General features: G+C 32.8%; 19 protein-coding genes, 8 tRNA genes and 1 riboswitch. Of the genes, 20 read left to right on the top strand and 7 right to left on the bottom strand.

The window, feature by feature from the left end; all coding sequences use genetic code 11:
• Positions 1–100 precede the first annotated feature (100 nt).
• From LIX58_RS12000 to menC, 11 genes are all read left to right on the top strand, one after another.
• Positions 101–661 (top strand): RBBP9/YdeN family alpha/beta hydrolase, encoded by a 561-nt coding sequence (locus LIX58_RS12000; protein ID WP_154838433.1) that lies wholly within the window; start codon positions 101–103, stop codon positions 659–661.
• A 402-nt stretch (positions 662–1,063) separates the two neighbouring features.
• Positions 1,064–1,137 (top strand) — tRNA-Met (locus tag LIX58_RS11995).
• A gap of 14 nt (positions 1,138–1,151) precedes the next feature.
• Positions 1,152–1,227, top strand: a tRNA-Asp gene (locus LIX58_RS11990).
• 15 nt (positions 1,228–1,242) lie between these two features.
• Positions 1,243–1,315, top strand: a tRNA-Phe gene (locus tag LIX58_RS11985).
• Between the two features lie 11 nt (positions 1,316–1,326).
• Positions 1,327–1,402: transfer RNA gene (locus LIX58_RS11980), tRNA-His, on the top strand.
• 14 nt (positions 1,403–1,416) lie between these two features.
• Positions 1,417–1,490, top strand: a tRNA-Gly gene (locus LIX58_RS11975).
• Positions 1,491–1,503: 13 nt separating this feature from the next.
• Positions 1,504–1,578: transfer RNA gene (locus LIX58_RS11970), tRNA-Asn, on the top strand.
• Between the two features lies 1 nt (position 1,579).
• Positions 1,580–1,651: transfer RNA gene (locus LIX58_RS11965), tRNA-Glu, on the top strand.
• Positions 1,652–1,708: 57 nt separating this feature from the next.
• Positions 1,709–1,799: transfer RNA gene (locus LIX58_RS11960), tRNA-Ser, on the top strand.
• 199 nt (positions 1,800–1,998) lie between these two features.
• Positions 1,999–3,405: an o-succinylbenzoate--CoA ligase gene (gene menE / locus LIX58_RS11955; RefSeq protein ID WP_154838294.1), complete on the top strand. Its 1,407-nt coding sequence runs from the start codon at positions 1,999–2,001 to the stop codon at positions 3,403–3,405.
• Complete coding sequence (gene menC / locus LIX58_RS11950) at positions 3,395–4,402, top strand: o-succinylbenzoate synthase (RefSeq protein WP_226386353.1); 1,008 nt, start codon at positions 3,395–3,397, stop codon at positions 4,400–4,402. Before menE ends, menC begins: the two co-directional genes overlap by 11 nt.
• Here the strand turns inward: menC and yidD are convergent.
• Positions 4,393–4,635, bottom strand: coding sequence for a membrane protein insertion efficiency factor YidD (gene yidD, locus LIX58_RS11945; RefSeq protein WP_154838292.1), 243 nt, complete (start codon positions 4,633–4,635; stop codon positions 4,393–4,395). The genes menC and yidD overlap by 10 nt on opposite strands.
• A 64-nt stretch (positions 4,636–4,699) precedes the next feature.
• On the opposite strand from yidD, the gene ytkD reads away from it, so the two are divergent.
• A complete protein-coding gene (gene ytkD / locus LIX58_RS11940; protein ID WP_154838291.1) occupies positions 4,700–5,173 on the top strand; it encodes an RNA deprotection pyrophosphohydrolase in 474 nt (157 codons plus the stop codon).
• Between the two features lie 4 nt (positions 5,174–5,177).
• Positions 5,178–5,945, top strand: a complete 768-nt coding sequence (locus tag LIX58_RS11935) for an alpha/beta hydrolase family protein (RefSeq protein WP_371869268.1) — start codon at positions 5,178–5,180, stop codon at positions 5,943–5,945.
• A 46-nt stretch (positions 5,946–5,991) separates the two neighbouring features.
• Here LIX58_RS11935 and pckA read toward each other — a convergent pair whose 3' ends face one another.
• Complete coding sequence (gene pckA, locus LIX58_RS11930) at positions 5,992–7,584, bottom strand: phosphoenolpyruvate carboxykinase (ATP) (protein WP_154838289.1); 1,593 nt, start codon at positions 7,582–7,584, stop codon at positions 5,992–5,994.
• A 164-nt stretch (positions 7,585–7,748) separates the two neighbouring features.
• Positions 7,749–7,860: riboswitch (SAM riboswitch) on the top strand.
• Between the two features lie 116 nt (positions 7,861–7,976).
• Here pckA and metK point away from each other — a divergent pair.
• The 3 genes from metK to LIX58_RS11915 all read left to right on the top strand — a co-directional run bounded on the left by metK (position 7,977) and on the right by LIX58_RS11915 (position 11,324).
• On the top strand, positions 7,977–9,173 hold the full coding sequence (metK, locus tag LIX58_RS11925) for a methionine adenosyltransferase (RefSeq protein ID WP_126566168.1): 1,197 nt from the start codon (positions 7,977–7,979) through the stop codon (positions 9,171–9,173).
• Positions 9,174–9,330: 157 nt separating this feature from the next.
• Positions 9,331–10,239: an NERD domain-containing protein gene (locus LIX58_RS11920; RefSeq protein ID WP_126566166.1), complete on the top strand. Its 909-nt coding sequence runs from the start codon at positions 9,331–9,333 to the stop codon at positions 10,237–10,239.
• 248 nt (positions 10,240–10,487) lie between these two features.
• Positions 10,488–11,324 carry an aldo/keto reductase gene (locus LIX58_RS11915; protein WP_154838288.1) on the top strand — a complete coding sequence of 279 codons (837 nt, stop codon included), beginning with the start codon at positions 10,488–10,490 and terminating at the stop codon, positions 11,322–11,324.
• 73 nt (positions 11,325–11,397) lie between these two features.
• Here LIX58_RS11915 and crcB (LIX58_RS11910) read toward each other — a convergent pair whose 3' ends face one another.
• The 3 genes from crcB (LIX58_RS11910) to LIX58_RS11900 are packed head-to-tail and all read right to left on the bottom strand — an operon-like array spanning position 11,398 to position 12,478.
• A complete protein-coding gene (gene crcB / locus LIX58_RS11910) occupies positions 11,398–11,751 on the bottom strand; it encodes a fluoride efflux transporter CrcB (RefSeq protein WP_126566161.1) in 354 nt (117 codons plus the stop codon).
• A complete protein-coding gene (gene crcB / locus LIX58_RS11905) occupies positions 11,748–12,113 on the bottom strand; it encodes a fluoride efflux transporter CrcB (RefSeq protein WP_126566158.1) in 366 nt (121 codons plus the stop codon). The genes crcB (LIX58_RS11910) and crcB (LIX58_RS11905) overlap by 4 nt, the downstream gene beginning before the upstream one ends.
• Before the next feature lie 59 nt (positions 12,114–12,172).
• The gene (locus LIX58_RS11900; RefSeq protein WP_126566156.1) at positions 12,173–12,478 is read right to left on the bottom strand and encodes a hypothetical protein; all 306 of its coding nucleotides are present in this window, start codon (positions 12,476–12,478) and stop codon (positions 12,173–12,175) included.
• Between the two features lie 268 nt (positions 12,479–12,746).
• Between LIX58_RS11900 and LIX58_RS11895 the strand changes: the two genes are divergently transcribed.
• Together LIX58_RS11895 and LIX58_RS11890 are read left to right on the top strand one after the other, a co-directional pair.
• Positions 12,747–13,460, top strand: a complete 714-nt coding sequence (locus tag LIX58_RS11895) for a transaldolase (RefSeq protein ID WP_154838287.1) — start codon at positions 12,747–12,749, stop codon at positions 13,458–13,460.
• Positions 13,461–13,613: 153 nt separating this feature from the next.
• Positions 13,614–14,063 (top strand): hypothetical protein, encoded by a 450-nt coding sequence (locus LIX58_RS11890; RefSeq protein WP_154838286.1) that lies wholly within the window; start codon positions 13,614–13,616, stop codon positions 14,061–14,063.
• On the opposite strand, the gene LIX58_RS11885 is transcribed toward LIX58_RS11890, so the two are convergent.
• A complete protein-coding gene (locus tag LIX58_RS11885; RefSeq protein WP_154838285.1) occupies positions 14,047–14,493 on the bottom strand; it encodes a competence protein ComK in 447 nt (148 codons plus the stop codon). The genes LIX58_RS11890 and LIX58_RS11885 overlap by 17 nt on opposite strands.
• A 1-nt stretch (position 14,494) precedes the next feature.
• Positions 14,495–14,974: a sigma-70 family RNA polymerase sigma factor gene (locus LIX58_RS11880; RefSeq protein ID WP_154838284.1), complete on the bottom strand. Its 480-nt coding sequence runs from the start codon at positions 14,972–14,974 to the stop codon at positions 14,495–14,497.
• A 209-nt stretch (positions 14,975–15,183) separates the two neighbouring features.
• Between LIX58_RS11880 and LIX58_RS11875 the strand changes: the two genes are divergently transcribed.
• Both LIX58_RS11875 and LIX58_RS11870 read left to right on the top strand, forming a co-directional pair.
• The gene (locus LIX58_RS11875; protein WP_103298659.1) at positions 15,184–15,408 is read left to right on the top strand and encodes a hypothetical protein; all 225 of its coding nucleotides are present in this window, start codon (positions 15,184–15,186) and stop codon (positions 15,406–15,408) included.
• Between the two features lie 230 nt (positions 15,409–15,638).
• Positions 15,639–16,490 (top strand): N-acetylglucosaminidase, encoded by an 852-nt coding sequence (locus tag LIX58_RS11870; RefSeq protein ID WP_126566146.1) that lies wholly within the window; start codon positions 15,639–15,641, stop codon positions 16,488–16,490.
• Positions 16,491–16,664: the final 174 nt, after the last annotated feature.

Genomic DNA, 16,664 nt, shown 5'->3' with positions numbered 1-16,664 from the left:
TTTTTAGAGAATTAAACCGTCTCTTTAAAGTGTTTTATTTTAAGTTATGTTTAAATAAAGTTAAGTTAAACCAATCAATTATTCAATAGGAGGATTAACTATGACAAATGTCATTATTGTTCACTCAAGTATAGGAGATTCACATAATCATTGGTATGAATGGTTGCAACATAATTTGAAATTGGAAGGCTATAATGTTCAATTATTTCATTTAGATAATGATAATAACCATAATATTCATCAATGGGTCAAAGAAATGAATAAGCAAATTGAAATTCCTAGCTCAGATACATATTTTGTTACACATGGATTTGGATCAATAGCAGCATTGAAATATATTGAAGATTTGAATATTGAAGAATCATTAGCAGGATTTTTCAGTATAGCTGGTTTTAAAGAAGATGCTGAAGATATAGACAAAAATGTCAATATCGATCCAATAAATATTGATTATTCTACGATTAAAAGTAAAGTTAAACGTTTTTATGGATTAGCTTCTAAAACAGATCAACATGTTTCATATAAAGAAACAGAAAAACTTCTCGAAACATTGGGTGGTCATATGAGAATCGTAGAAGAGGGCGGCCATTTTCTTGAAGAAGAAGGATTTGTTTCTTTTACCGAACTTCAAGAAAGAATGCAAATCTATATGACAAGATAATTTAGAGTGATTATTAATTAAATAGGGGATATACATCATCGTTTGGCCTAATCTATAATCATTATAAGAAAGGTTAAACGGTGATTTTTTATGAGCAAAAGTAGCATTTTATCGGGCATTACTAAGGTAATTAATATCCAATTCGTATATTTAATTAAAATTTTCTAAGTGTAGCGTTTTTTTACACAAAATACTTTGTAATTGTTATTGACTATAAAGTGCATAGTATATATACTAATAAAGTATTCAAAAGAGCGGTGCTTAAAAAGTAATTATCGCATAAATATATAAAGCTTAAATTAATTAAATGTAAAATTTAATTAAAAAAAGTATTGACACTACTAAGACTTAAATGATATACTAATAAAGTACTTGATTTTAAGAAATAAATAATAATATTAGCGCGGGATGGAGCAGTTCGGTAGCTCGTCGGGCTCATAACCCGAAGGTCGGTGGTTCAAATCCGCCTCCCGCAATACATAATTTAGTAGGTCTCGTAGTGTAGCGGTTAACACGCCTGCCTGTCACGCAGGAGATCGCGGGTTCGATTCCCGTCGAGACCGCCATTACTTACTTATTATGGTTCAGTAGCTCAGTTGGTAGAGCAATGGATTGAAGCTCCATGTGTCGGCAGTTCGACTCTGTCCTGAACCATTTACACTTTGGCGGTTGTGGCGAAGTGGTTAACGCATCGGATTGTGGTTCCGACACTCGAGGGTTCGATTCCCTTCAACCGCCCCATAATCGTTTACTACGCGGGTGTAGTTTAATGGCAAAACCTCAGCCTTCCAAGCTGATGTTGTGGGTTCGATTCCCATCACCCGCTCCATTATTAACATTATTCCACAGTAGCTCAGTGGTAGAGCTATCGGCTGTTAACCGATCGGTCGTAGGTTCGAATCCTACCTGTGGAGCCATGGCTCCTTGGTCAAGCGGTTAAGACACCGCCCTTTCACGGCGGTAACACGGGTTCGAGTCCCGTAGGAGTCATCCAAACAGAAGTGAAATATCGCTTCTGTTTTTTTATTTATACAATTTTATAATAGGGGAGAGTTGTCCGAGTCTGGCTGAAGGAGCACGCCTGGAAAGTGTGTAGACGCTTTATCGCGTCTCATGGGTTCGAATCCCATACTCTCCATATTGAAGCTCAAAATGATTAATATTTGTTATGAGCTAATGAATTAAGAAAGAAGGCAATTCAAATTGTCTTCTTTTTTATTTTTAACACTTATGTAATGAATCTAGGAGATAATTATTTAATTCTTTTAATCACATCCACTGCTAACTCTAAAGAAAATCGTTATAATAAATATGTATATTATATGGAGGAATGTATTTTGGATTTTTGGTTAAAAGAACAAAGTATAAAGAATAAAAATAAAATTGCAGTTACTGATGGTAAATTTGCTATGACGTTTGAAGATTTATATCATCGTGCTTTCGAATTATCTCAACAGTTAATATCATTAAATGAAAATAGAGTAGGGCTATATATTCATAATGACATTGACTCAGTAATATTGGTGAACGCATGCTGGTTAGCTAATATTGAAGTTGCTATGATTAATACACGTCTGACGCAACAAGAAATGATTAATCAAATGTGCTCTGTAGATATTTCTACAATTATTACGACTACGAATTTTGACTTATCTTCTTTTAAAATTGTATCTTTCAATGAATTGAACACATTGGAACCTTCTTCGAATACGCAAACGTTCGACATTTCGCGCATTGCTTCAATTATGTTTACTTCTGGTACTACAGGTCCTCAAAAGGCAGTTCCACAAACCTTTGAAAATCATTATGCGAGTGCCATAGGATGTAAACAGAGTTTAGGCTTTGATCAAGATACAATATGGCTATCTGTACTGCCTATCTATCATATTTCAGGTTTAAGCGTGATTTTACGTTCAATTATTGAAGGCTTCACAGTTCCCATTTTAAAGAAATATGATACTCAAACAATGCTTAATATTATAGAAGAAGAGCAACCTACTCATGTGTCACTTGTACCACAGACATTAAAATGGCTCATGGATGCGGGGTTAAATCAACCATTTTCAATTGAAAAAATATTACTAGGTGGCGCGAAGTTATCATCAACGTTAATTGATCAAGCACTTAGTAATCACTTACCAATTTATAATTCGTTTGGGATGACGGAGACATGTTCTCAATTCTTAACTGCAACGCCAGAGATGCTTGCGCAACGTTATGATACTGTTGGCAAACCAAGTGAAAATGTGAAAGTTAAAATTAAAAATCCAAATGAAGAAGGGCATGGAGAGCTTCTTATCAAAGGAAATAATGTCATGAATGGCTATTTATATCCTAAGCAACTGGATGACACGTTTGAAGATGGCTATTTCAAAACGGGCGATATTGCTGAAATTGATGATGAAGGTTATGTTATGGTCTATGATCGTCGTAAAGACTTGATTATCAGTGGCGGCGAAAACATTTATCCATATGAAATTGAAACGATTGCTAAGAAATATAAGGGTATAGAAGACGCGGTATGTGTGCCACAGGATGACGAAACATGGGGCCAAATTCCAGTGCTTTATTATGTTTCTGAAAATGAAATTTCACATGATGAACTTATCCAATTTTTACAAAATAAATTAGCTAAATATAAAGTTCCTAAATATTATCATCGTACAGAATTATTACCTTATACTTCTACTGGAAAGTTACAACGTAATAAAGTGATTTCACAGGTAAATCAGTATGAAAATTAAAAAAGTCAATTTTTATTATTATAATGCGTCATTTCATTCTCCAATTGTTACGCCTAAAGTGGAAATGACACATCGAAAAGCGCTTATTATAGAATTAGTTACTGATGAAAATCAGTTATATTTTGGAGAATGCAATTCGTTTGAAACAAATTGGTATGATAAAGAAACTATTTATTCTGTAAAAAGCATTTTAGAAGATTGGGCGAGAAACATTAAAGGAGTTATATTTAATAGTTTTACGGATTGGGAGCCATATTTGAATCAGCTTGAGTCTTATCCAGCAGCACGTTGTACAGCAGTGATGGCAATTTATCAAATGTATCATCAGCTACCTAGTTTCACCGTAGAGTATGGTGCGACTGCTAGTGGTTTAACGAAGTCACAGTTACAAACACTTCAAACGACGCAACCGCCTCGCATTAAGCTTAAGTGGTCTAATCATTTAAATGAGGATATTCGTAAGTTAGATACACATCTCAAGCACAATTACTATTTAGCTTTAGATGCTAATGAATCATTAACTATTAGTGATTTGGAAAAGGTAGAACAAGTGACGTCGCAAAATATTATATACATCGAAGAACCTTTTAAATCGTTATCTCTACTTAATGAAGTAGATTTAAATAATTATCCACCTATTGCTATAGACGAAAAAGCACTTAATGAAGAAGCGATTATTTCAATCATTGAGCGTTATCCAATCGAAGTGGTGATTATTAAACCATTTAGAGTAGGTGGGTTTGATAAAGCACAACAATTAATTCAAACTTTACATCAACACCAAGTTAAAGTGGTAGTTGGCGGAATGTACGAGTATGGTTTGAGCCGTTACTTTACAGCCTTACTAGCAAACGAAGGAGATTATCCAGGAGATATTACACCAAATGGCTATTATTTTGATAAAGATTTTACGCAAGGTACAGGGAAATTAAAAGAGGGATTGATTCATTTTAATCCCCCAATCGTTAATAAAACACAATTAATACCTTATGAGTGATGATCGTTGTTATCTTTTTTCAAAGGGACAGGGTCAAAACCACCTTTATGAAGTGGATGACATTTTAAAATACGACGCACACCCATATATCCACCTTTAAAGGCGCCATAGACTTCAATTGCTTCTCTAGTATATTCTGAACAAGTAGGATAGAAGCGACAAGTTGGTGGCGTCATAGGTGAAATATAGCGTTGATATATATGAATAATGCCTAAAAAGAATTTTTTAAACATAGGAACCCTCCAGCATTGATTGATTATTAAACAGTTTAACACATTCAAAGGAGTAGTGAGGAACGTGGAGTTTGTAGATAAAGATAATAGACGTGTCACAATGCAGTTTAAAACCAATAATGATGAACCGAATGGTAATCACGTTTTAGCTATTCCCATTTTCAGAAAACAGCTATTATTTACGCAACATAAACAAAGAGGTATTGAATTTCCTGGTGGTAAAGTTGAACAAGGAGAATCTAGTCAACAAGCGATTGAGAGGGAGTTGTTCGAAGAAACAGGTGCAATTGCTGATGATATAAATTATATTGCTCAATATCAAGTGCATACTAATGATGGCTCTAAGTTTGCTAAAGATGTTTATGTCATTGATGTCAAAGAGATTCAAAATAAAAATGACTACTTAGAAACTAAGGGTCCAGAGCTATTTAAGCGTATTGATGATATTTCTGAAGCGTATCAAAGTTATTTAATTCAAGATGACGCTATTCTCAAATGTTTGGAGAGGGTGATTGAGCTTGGGTATTATAGCTACTAAAAAAATGCCGATTGAATCACACACGCACCGTTTTGAAGAGATAACGTATGAGGTTAATCATCTTAAAGTCAAAGCCTTACAAATGACGCCTTACAATGAGCATGTAGAACGTATAGTGATATATCTACGTGGAGGCAAGGGGCAAGTTGGACGTGTACGTGCTGCGAGATTGATGCAGTTTGCGAATTTAAATACATTAGTTGTAGGACCATATTATAGAGGAAGTAATGGTAGTGAAGGTCGAGATGAATTTTGTCGTGCAGATTTAAACGACGTGACAGAACTCGTGCACATTTTAAAAAAGAAATATCCAAAGGCTTATGTACATATGATTGGATTCTCAAGAGGGGGACTTCAAGGGTTGCTAACTTTCCAAGATTATCCAGTTGATAGTTATATTGCATGGGGTGGCGTCTCTGATGTGCGATTAATGTATGAAGAACGAGTAGATTTGCGTGGCATGTTGAGACGGATGGTTGGTCATCCGAAGAAAGATAAAGACGAGTATGAGAAACGTGATGCACTCAAATCAATTGATAGTACGAGCCCACCAATATTGATTGTACATGGAGGCAAAGATTGGCAGGTTGGCATTCATCAAGGTTATTACTTGGAAGAACAGTTGCAGAAAAAGGAGGCTCTGTACGATACATTCTATCAATTAGAAGAAGGTCATGTGCCACGCCCTAAAGCAATGAAAGAAGCGTTGAATTATATTCATGATTGGATGAAAAAAATTGAAGAACAAAAAGAAAATGCCCAGTCTCACTGATACATCATCAAGATGTCAGTGGAGTGGGCATTTTCCTATTTAATAATTATTTATTGAATCCGCCAGTTTCAGCAATTTCTTTAACTTCCGGACCGAATTTTTTGAAGTTATCTTCAAAGCGTTTAATTAAATCATCAGCTTGAGCACGATATTTATCTGAATCGCTCCATGCGTTGATTGGATTTAAGATTGTTTTAGGTACGTCTTCCATTTCAGTAGGAATGCTTAAGCCGAATTTTTCATCTTTAATGAATTCAGCATTTTTTAATTTACCAGTAATAGCTTGGTCAACCATGTAGCGTGTATAGTGTAAGCTAATACGACGTCCTACACCGTATTTACCGCCAGTCCATCCTGTGTTTACTAAATAAACATCTACATCATGCTCATCGATTAATTTACCTAATAAATTAGCATATTTAATAGGGTTTAATGGTAAGAATGGTGCACCGAAGCATGTTGAGAATGATGGTTCAGGTTCTGTTACACCGCGTTCTGTACCAGCTAGTTTAGAAGTGAAACCACTTAAGAAATGATACATTGCTTGTGATTTAGATAATTTAGCAATTGGAGGAAGTACTCCGAATGCATCTGCAGTTAAGAAGATAATCGTATTAGGATGTGCTGCTTTTGAAGGTAACACAATATTATCGATATGGTGAATAGGGTAAGCTGCACGTGTATTTTCAGTATTAGTGTTATCGTCGAAATCTACACGACCGCGTTCATCAACTACAGTATTTTCTAGAATTGTACCATATTCAATAGCATTGAAGATTTGAGGTTCTTTTTCTTTTGAAAGGTTAATTGCTTTAGCATAGCATCCACCTTCAATATTGAAGACACCATTTTTATTCCAACCATGTTCATCATCACCGATTAATTTACGGTCAGGTGCAGCAGATAACGTTGTTTTACCAGTTCCTGATAAACCGAAGAATAAAGCTACATCGCCTTTGTCACCTACGTTTGCAGAGCAGTGCATACTCATAATGTCTTGCATTGGTAATAAGTAGTTCATTACTGAGAAGATTCCTTTTTTCATTTCCCCAGCGTATTCAGTACCACCGATTAAAATTGTTTTATGTTTGAATGAAATAATAACAAATGTTTCTGACTTAGTGCCATCTACTTCTGGATCTGCTTTGAAATGAGGTGCTGAAACAATTGTGAAGTTTGGCTTAATATTTTTAGCTTCTTCAACTGATTCAGGTCTAATAAACATGTTTTGTGCAAATAGGTTATGCCATGCTAATTCATTGATAACCGTTAGTTTAAGTTGAGTATCTTTGTCGCTTCCAGCATAGCCGTTGAAAACGTAAAGTTCATCTTTTTTTTCAAGATAGTCTAAAACTTTATTATAGAGATTTAAGAAGGTTTCTTCATCAATAGGTTGGTTAATATCTCCCCAGTGGATATTATCTTTATAAGAAGGTTCAGTTACGATGAATTTATCTTTAGGAGAACGTCCAGTATATTTACCTGTACTTGCATTGATTGCTCCTAGTTCAGTTAATTCGCCCTCGTTATTATCTAAAATCTTGTTGTAAAGTTGTGTAGTAGAAAGTTGAAACAGTGAGCTTTCTTTCTCTAACAAATGTTTAATTTTAGGTGTTTCGCTGTATGTATCTACTGACATACCCAATCCCTCCAGCATCAATTTATTGAAATATTTCGTGTAAGCCTTTACATTAAATTAGTATAACATATTGCCTTATTTATTCCACCTGGAAAAGACAAAAACTTTTAAAAATCGAAATTGACATTGATGAGGGGATTCGGTAGTATAGTTAGTAACGGATTCTCTTATCCTGAGTGGTGGAGGGACATGGACCCAATGAAACCCAGCAACCTCTTTTTAACAAAAGAAAGGTGCCAAACCGTTTGCAGACATATATGGTCTGAACGATAAGAGCGAATGGACGTTTAAGAGCCTTCTCTCTATCTTTTATAGTGAAGAGGGCTCTTTTATTTTGAGCTCACAATTTGAAAGAGAATTTTCGTAAATTTAAATAATAAAAGGAGCAAAACATGACTTATAATAAACGTTTATTTACTTCAGAATCAGTGACTGAAGGCCACCCTGATAAGATCGCTGACCAAGTTTCTGATGCCATTTTAGACGAAATCTTAAAAGATGATCCAAATGCACGTGTCGCTTGTGAAACGACAGTGACAACAGGTATGGCTTTAATTGCAGGAGAAATTTCAACTTCTACATATGTAGATATCCCTAAAGTTGTACGCGAAACAATTAAAAATATTGGTTATACACGCGCAAAATATGGTTATGATTATCAAACAATGGCAGTATTAACTGCAATTGATGAACAATCTCCAGACATTGCACAAGGTGTAGATAAAGCATTAGAGTACCGTGAAGATATTTCAGAAGAAGAAATTGAAGCAACTGGTGCAGGAGACCAAGGTTTAATGTTTGGTTACGCTACAAATGAAACTGAAACATATATGCCTTTACCAATCTTCTTATCTCATCAACTTGCTAAACGTCTATCAGATGTACGTAAGGATGGTATTTTAGATTACTTACGTCCTGACGGTAAAGTTCAAGTAACTGTAGAATATGATGAAGATGACAAACCTAAACGTATCGATACAATCGTTGTATCATCTCAACATGCTGATGATATTGAATTAGAACAAATTCAAAGTGATATTAAAGAACATGTCATTTATCCTACGGTACCAGAAGGCTTAATTGATGACGAAACTAAATTCTTTATTAATCCAACAGGTCGTTTCGTAATCGGTGGACCTCAAGGTGACGCTGGTTTAACAGGACGTAAAATTATCGTAGATACGTACGGTGGTTATGCGCGTCATGGTGGCGGTTGCTTTAGTGGTAAGGACCCAACTAAAGTAGACCGTTCAGCAGCATATGCAGCAAGATATGTAGCTAAAAATATTGTCGCAGCTGAGTTAGCTGATCAATGTGAAGTTCAATTAGCTTACGCAATTGGTGTAGCTGAACCAGTTTCGATTTCTATTGATACATTTAATACTGGTAAAGTATCAGAAGCACAATTAGTTGAAGCGGTTAGAGCACACTTTGACTTAAGACCAGCGGGCATTATTAAAATGTTAGACTTAAAACAACCAATTTATAAACAAACAGCAGCTTATGGTCACTTTGGACGTACTGATGTCCTATTACCATGGGAGAAATTAGACAAAGTTAATGTCTTAAAAGATGCTGTACAAGCATAATTACCTCTATACAAAATTTGATGTTTTATATCGAAATTATTAATCATTTCTATTATAATTAGGACTATTGATAGTAAAGAAGTAAGCTTGTCGATAAAGTAATTTTAAGTATAATGACTGAAAGAAATTGTCTACAGTCTGAAGGAGCGTTGTTTTAATGAATTCATTTGGACCAATAGAAATTGGTTTAATTGCAGCAATTGTTGTAGCAATCATTTGTTTAATATTATTCTTAGTTACCTTGAAAAGTAAAAATAATATCAAACAGAATACGAAAGAAGAATACAGTCTTAAAGAAAAGCAAATGCTTGAGTCGCATGAAGAGGCTTTAGAAAAAGAGCGTATCGAAAACAAGAAACAAGTTACTCGACAAAAAGAAGATTTCGATGCCACAATTAGCGGAAAAAATCGTGAAATTGATGCTTTAAAACTTTTCTCTAAAAATACAAGTGAATATGTAACGGACATGCGATTAATTGGTATTCGTGACCGATTAGTGAATGAGAAGCGTATTCGACGTGATGATATGCATATTATGGCGAATATCTTTTTACCAAGTAATGAGTTTAATGATATTCAACGCATTAGTCATTTAGTATTAACACGTACTGGTCTTTATATTATTGACTCTCAATTGTTAAAAGGGCATGTTTACAATGGTATTAGTGGTAATCAATTCCAAGAGTTACCTATGATGGAACAAGTGTTTAACACACTTGATTTAGATCCGAAATCACCTCAAACATTGGTGTTAGATCAGAATGATGACAAATCTTCTTTATCATTTGTAAATTACTCAGACCAGCTTGAAGCAATTGAAAAGTTAGCGACTGATTTACAAACACAATTAGGTACGAAATATACGCCAACGTCTATTATGTATTTCAATCCTAAACATGATGGAGATGTAACGATTTCAAATTATGCACAAAGTTCAAGTGTTAAAGTTTTAGTAGGTCCTGAACAATTAGATGAGTTCTTTAATAAATTTGTGTTCCATGGACGAATTCAATTTAATGTTGAAGAGTTACAATCTATTATGGATAAAATTGAAACATTTAATTAATGCTTAAACGCTAGGAAGATTATTCTTTCTAGCGTTTTTTCATGCCTGTAGTTCTGTAAAGAAATTCTAACCTAAGTGTGTTGATATTCATTTTAATAATGCTTTAAATACTCTTGTTTGAGTCACATTATTATTAATGTCATGTTTGTGTATTAATGTGAGAGATTTTAGGGAATAAAATAATATCATCATATACATCATACATGTTATAAATAAATCATATGATAAATAGTGGGAGGGTCTATAAAATGGAAACAATTGAGTTTTATAATGGACATCACATGCCTAAATTAGGTCTAGGTACATTTAGAGTTGAAAATGATGAAACGTGTAAAGAAGCAGTGAAACATGCAATTGAATCAGGCTATCGTAGTATTGATACAGCTAAAGTGTATGGGAACGAAGAACAAGTAGGTATAGGTATTAAAGAAGGACTTGAAGCGGCTGGTTTAAGTCGTGAAGATATCTTTGTCACATCTAAATTATATTTTGAAGATTTTGGTCGCGAAAATGTAGCTCAAGCTTATGATACAAGTATTAAAAAATTAGGTCTTGATTATTTAGACTTATATTTAGTGCACTGGCCAGGTACGAATGAAGCAGTGATGATTGATACGTGGAAAGGTATGGAAGATTTATATAAAGATAGCAAAGTAAAAAATATAGGTGTAAGTAACTTTCAACCAGAACATCTTGAAGCTTTACTAGCTCAAGTATCAATTAAGCCTGTAATCAATCAAGTTGAATTTCATCCTTATTTTACGCAAAATGAATTGAGAAAATATTTAGATGCACAAAAAATTTATATGGAATCATGGTCACCATTAATGAATGCTCAAATTCTAAATGATGAAACTTTAATTGAGATTGGTAAAGAAGTAGGTAAATCACCAGCACAAGTTATTATTCGTTGGAACATTCAACATGGAGTGATTGTGATTCCTAAATCAATTACACCTAGTCGAATTGAAGAAAATATTAATGTGTTTGATTTTGAATTGTCTGAAGATCAAATGAATCGCATTGATCAATTAAATAAAGATAAAAGGGTAGGACCAGATCCTAATACATTTGAAGGACATTAATACAAAAATAGCTATTCATTGACCGCTTCTTCATGGTCAATGAATAGCATTTATTTTTAAAAAGATTATAGGACTAAAGAATATAACCTAGGTAACAAGCTAAAAATCCTATAATAAATTGTAAAATTGTGTAACTAATAATATGTAATGGTTTAAACTTAGGTGTTATAAAATTGACCAGCTCATAGGATAATGTTGAAAAAGTCGTTAAGCCGCCTAAAAAACCAGTTGAGAAGAATAAGCTGAACGATGGATGATTAAGTGTCACACCTAACGTTAATCCTATTAAAAAACTTCCAATAATATTCACTATTAGTGTCGCTATGGGTAATGGTGAAGGCCATTTACTTTTCGTAAAGTCTGTTAACCAAGCTCTTACTACTGCGCCTAAACCACCACCCAGCATAATTAATAAGCCATTAATCATTGGGTACGACCTCCTAATTTTACGCCTATCCCACACAATAAAATTCCTGCTATATAACTAACTAAAGCGTAAGTTAATAATAATATAAAGGAATGATGGTGAAACATTTTTACAAGTTCTAATTGGAACGTTGAAAAAGTCGTTAAGGCACCTAAAAATCCAGTTGTTAGTCCTTTCTTGAACTTAGGATGGTCTTTAAAATATTGAATGGCTATAGTAGAAAGGTATCCCATGAGAAATGCACCAACTAAATTGGCTACTAACGTACCTATAGGAAATGCCATGCCATTATTTATATAAGATATAAAATATCTAAGTAATGCACCAACCATTCCACCGATAAAGACAAAAATATATTGCATGAACTTTCACCTATAATTTTAAAATTGATTTATTGAACATTCAAAGTTACCATTAAAATTTAAGAAAATACACCAAAAGTGGTAATTGAAGCGAAGATATGGAACAGAATAACTACCAAAATAATAAAAGGTAACAATTTAGTTGCAGTTCTTAGCTTATCTTTTTTGGAATTAAGATGTTTAATGGCTTTATCTGAAAATATAATAGACGCTATTAGAATAATCACATTGAGAAGACTACAAGCAATTAATAAATGTTTTATTGATGTAATTTGTCTACTAAGTAATGGGTTAAATGTATTAAAGTAAAAACTTATTACTAATAAAACAACTGAAATAATAAAGTACTTTTTAGATTTCGACATATTGAACCTCCTGTGCGACATCATTACATTATATTACCACATTTATAGAATTGGATACTAGCACGTTATAGTGAGGAAGCATTTTCAAAAATAAGCAAAACACTCGCTAACAAACACCAAGAATGATATAAATAGTTTATAACCATTTATCTATACGGAATAGAAAATAATATATAAAGTTCATCACAAAATATACATATTTGAAATTTAAATTCATACAATTAATATATTTCTATGTTCGTAAAACTTAATTTGGAGGAATAGTAAGATGACTAAACTTAATGTAGAAGTATTTGCGGATGGCGCAGATATCGAACAAATGAAAGCTGCATATAAAAATAAAGAAGTGGATGGTTTCACAACTAACCCTAGTTTAATGGCTAAAGCTGGCGTTACAGATTATAAAGCATTTGCTGAAGAAGCGGTTCGTGAAATTCCAGATGCATCGATTTCATTCGAAGTGTTCTCAGATGATTTAGACACAATGGAAAAAGAAGCTGAAATCTTAAAACAATATGGTGACAACGTGTTTGTTAAGATTCCAGTTGTAAACTCTAAAGGTGAATCAACTATCTCATTAATTAAAAAATTATCAGCAGATAATGTTCGCTTAAACGTGACTGCAGTTTATACAATTGAACAAGTTAAAGAAATCACTGAAGCGGTAACAGCTGGTGTACCTACTTATATTTCAGTGTTTGCTGGACGTATTGCAGATACAGGCGTAGATCCACTTCCATTAGTCAAAGAATCTGTTGAAGTAGCACACAGCAAAGAAGGCGTTAAATTATTATGGGCAAGTTGCCGTGAAACATTCAACGTTATTCAAGCTGATCAACTAGGTGTTGATATTATTACATGTCCAGCTGATGTTGTGAAAAAAGTAAACACACATTTAGGTCGTGACATTAATGAATTATCAGTAGACACTGTAAAAGGTTTCGCTAAAGATATTCAAAGTTCAGGATTATCAATTTTATAATCATTAAATAAAGAAGAGCGAATCAGAAATCGTTTTAGTTAAATTCGATTTCTGGTTCGCTTCTTTTATTTTAAGAGAATAACATCTTGCTACTCTTTAAAAACTCCGCTAAGATTTATGAGTAAGAGAGGAAAAGGAGAGATACAACTAAGTATGAAACAAGCAGCCTTTGAACAAAAAGTAAAAAAACAGTTATGGTTTCTAAATAAAAAAGAGAAAAGATTACTTGATGAGCAACTTGCAACGCATAGTGAACAAGCAGATGCGTATAAATTTAATAAACCTGTGACGTACGCCAATACATTTTTAAAGCAATATATTTTTAAAGAGAAAAATACTTCAAGTATAACTTTATTCGCTATGTTAATTGGTATGGTTACTGTTTATGCATTATTATTAGGTTTATTTTTAACCGGATTTATCACGAGTTTAACGGCAGTAAATTTTTTCGTTAATCCTCAAGTTTCTATGCCAGTTATTAACGTTATTTTAATTTTAATAGGGGCTATTTTATTAGCTTTAGTCAGTTTGTTATTAATTAAATCAGTGACAGCGCTATTTACTAAGAAGTTGCTAGAGTACAAATTTAATAAGACGGCGTAGATTTTTGCACTAAATGAAATAATAGTAAGCTTTCTTGCCATTTCTTATAAACCAACGTATAGGGTTCATTAATTTTAAACTGGATTAAATTATCAAACGTTACTATAGTTCCGGTGCTTGTTGACGTTAATCCTATAATTGCTTGAGCATTCAAATAAATTTGTAAGGGTGCACGCTGTTGCTTCACTGGAAAAAGAATCACTTTATTAGAGATATATAATGGTACTAATTTATTAATCGCCAACAAACGTTTCGCTAACTTTACCTGTTGCGAATATGAACGTTGATGTTGCTCCAAATAATAAATCAGTACCTTTTTTATTGGAAAAGGCAGTACCATGTCATAAGTTGTAAAGCAACACTTCGTTTTAAGCGAACTACCTGACATAGCTTGAATATATAATAAATGGTATGAATTATGGGGTAACACGTTATACACCTTCATGATAATAAGTTTGTAATTTATTAAAAGTTAAGGATTTATACTTTTTAATAGTAGTAGTAGAAACACCCATTAACTTAGCGATTTCATATTGTTTATAACCTTGCATATAAAATTTGAGCCAAGTGTATTCGTGAGGACGAAGAAGAGACTGAACATCTTGTAGATAATTAAGAGGATATTGTTTATAAAAAGAGTTCATAGAAGAATTTATTTCTGCAGTTTCTAAATCAATAGTTTCAATTTTTACCTTTTCATGTCTAAAAAGGTCGATAAGATAAAATTTTAATCGAGTATATAGAAATGAGTTAAGAGTGATAGAGGAAGTTGAATCATATATAAGAGATAACTGCCATAATTTAATTAAAAGTAATTGGTAAAATTCATCATAATTATACTTTATATGGTATTGTTTTAACAAATAATGAATTATTTTATAGTGGTTAGCGTAAATTTTTTCAAAATTCAATGTGTACGATTTAAACTCCTTGATTATGTATATACATAAATTAATTTTCCGGATAAATAGAGAATAATATAGTCACAATGAATTATCATTTGCGTAATTTAAAAAATAGGTGTTAAATAGTAAACATAGAATGACAAAATATAATAAAATGTTGAATTAAATCGTTCATTAGAATACAATGCGACATTTAAAAAGTGGGAGGTATGAAGTTGGATTACGCACATTTAAATCTTGAACATTTCTTTGCGAGAAATGATGATTTAGATATTATTAGAGATCGTTCTGAATTTGTGATGATTAATAATTTCACAAATGAAATGATGTACCGTGATGGTGAAGTTGAGGGCACAATTGATTTAAACCAATATTACTATAAGAATAGATCACAAGCTGCGAGTTTCATCATGATGGATTACCGCAATGAGAATAAATAACTTTATATAGATTGATCTAGATAACTAACGAATTTTATATAGATGTACCAAGTAATGAAATTCCACTTATTTCATTACTTTTTATTTTGTTAAGTTTCATTTTGATTACTGTTATTTTATGAATTTGTAACATTGTAACTATAAAATTGTTTAAAGGTAGTAATAATGTTAAACTTTTTATCATGAAATAGTTTAATTAAGATTAAAAGAATGACCTAAGAGGTGTGAATATGACGAAGCACAAGAAGGGCTCTATAATAGGACTTGTAGGGTTGCTCATTGTTTTAGTAGTAGCTGGTTTCGTCTTCTTTTCAATGATTTCTGATCAGATTTTTTTCAAAAATGTTGATGAAGAAGAAAGTGTTGAGCATTTAAATGTAACGTTAGATAAAGCTGCTGAGAAGCAAATTGATAACTATACAAGCCAACAAGTATCTAATAAAAGCAACAATGCTTGGAGAGATGCTTCAGCGAGTGAAATAAAAGCTGCAATGGATAGTAGTAAATTCATTGATGATGACAAACAAAGATATCAATTTTTAGATTTATCAAAATATCAAGGTATTGATGAAAATCGTATCAAACGTATGTTATTTGATAGACCTACTTTATTAGAACATACTGATGCTTTCGTTAGTGCCGCTAAAGAAAAGCATGTAAATGAAGTTTATTTAATTTCACATGCGTTATTAGAAACAGGTTCAGTTAAAAGTGATTTAGCTAAAGGCGTCGAAATTGACGGTAAGAAGTATTATAACTTTTACGGCGTAGGGGCTCTAGATGAAGATCCTATTAAAACAGGTTCAGAATACGCTAAAAAGCATGGTTGGGATACACCTGAGAAAGCTATCAAAGGTGGCGCAGATTTCATTCACCAACACTATTTATCACATAGCGATCAAAATACACTTTATAGTATGAGATGGAATCCTAAAAACCCTGGTGAACACCAATATGCTACAGATATTAAATGGGCTGAAAATAACGCCGAAATTATTGCGGATTTCTATAAAGAAATGAAAACAGAAGGTAAATATTTCAAACTTTATGTATATAAAGATGATACTAAACATCAAAAATAATTAAAATTAAACCAGCATACACAATTTGTTAAACTATTGTGTGCGCTGGTTTTTTATCATATTAAAAAATTATTCAGCTTTATTTTTTCGATTCAACCAAGAAAAAGCAATCACAAATACAAGGGCAACTTTAAGTAAAAATTTCATAATCATTTCACCTCAAATAGATTCTAC

The sequence above is a fragment of the Staphylococcus sp. Marseille-Q1834 genome (assembly GCF_916858875.1).
Lineage (GTDB): Bacteria > Bacillota > Bacilli > Staphylococcales > Staphylococcaceae > Staphylococcus > Staphylococcus pragensis.
The sequence above is the reverse complement of the archived record's forward strand: the minus strand, read 5'-3'. Positions and strand labels throughout refer to the sequence as shown.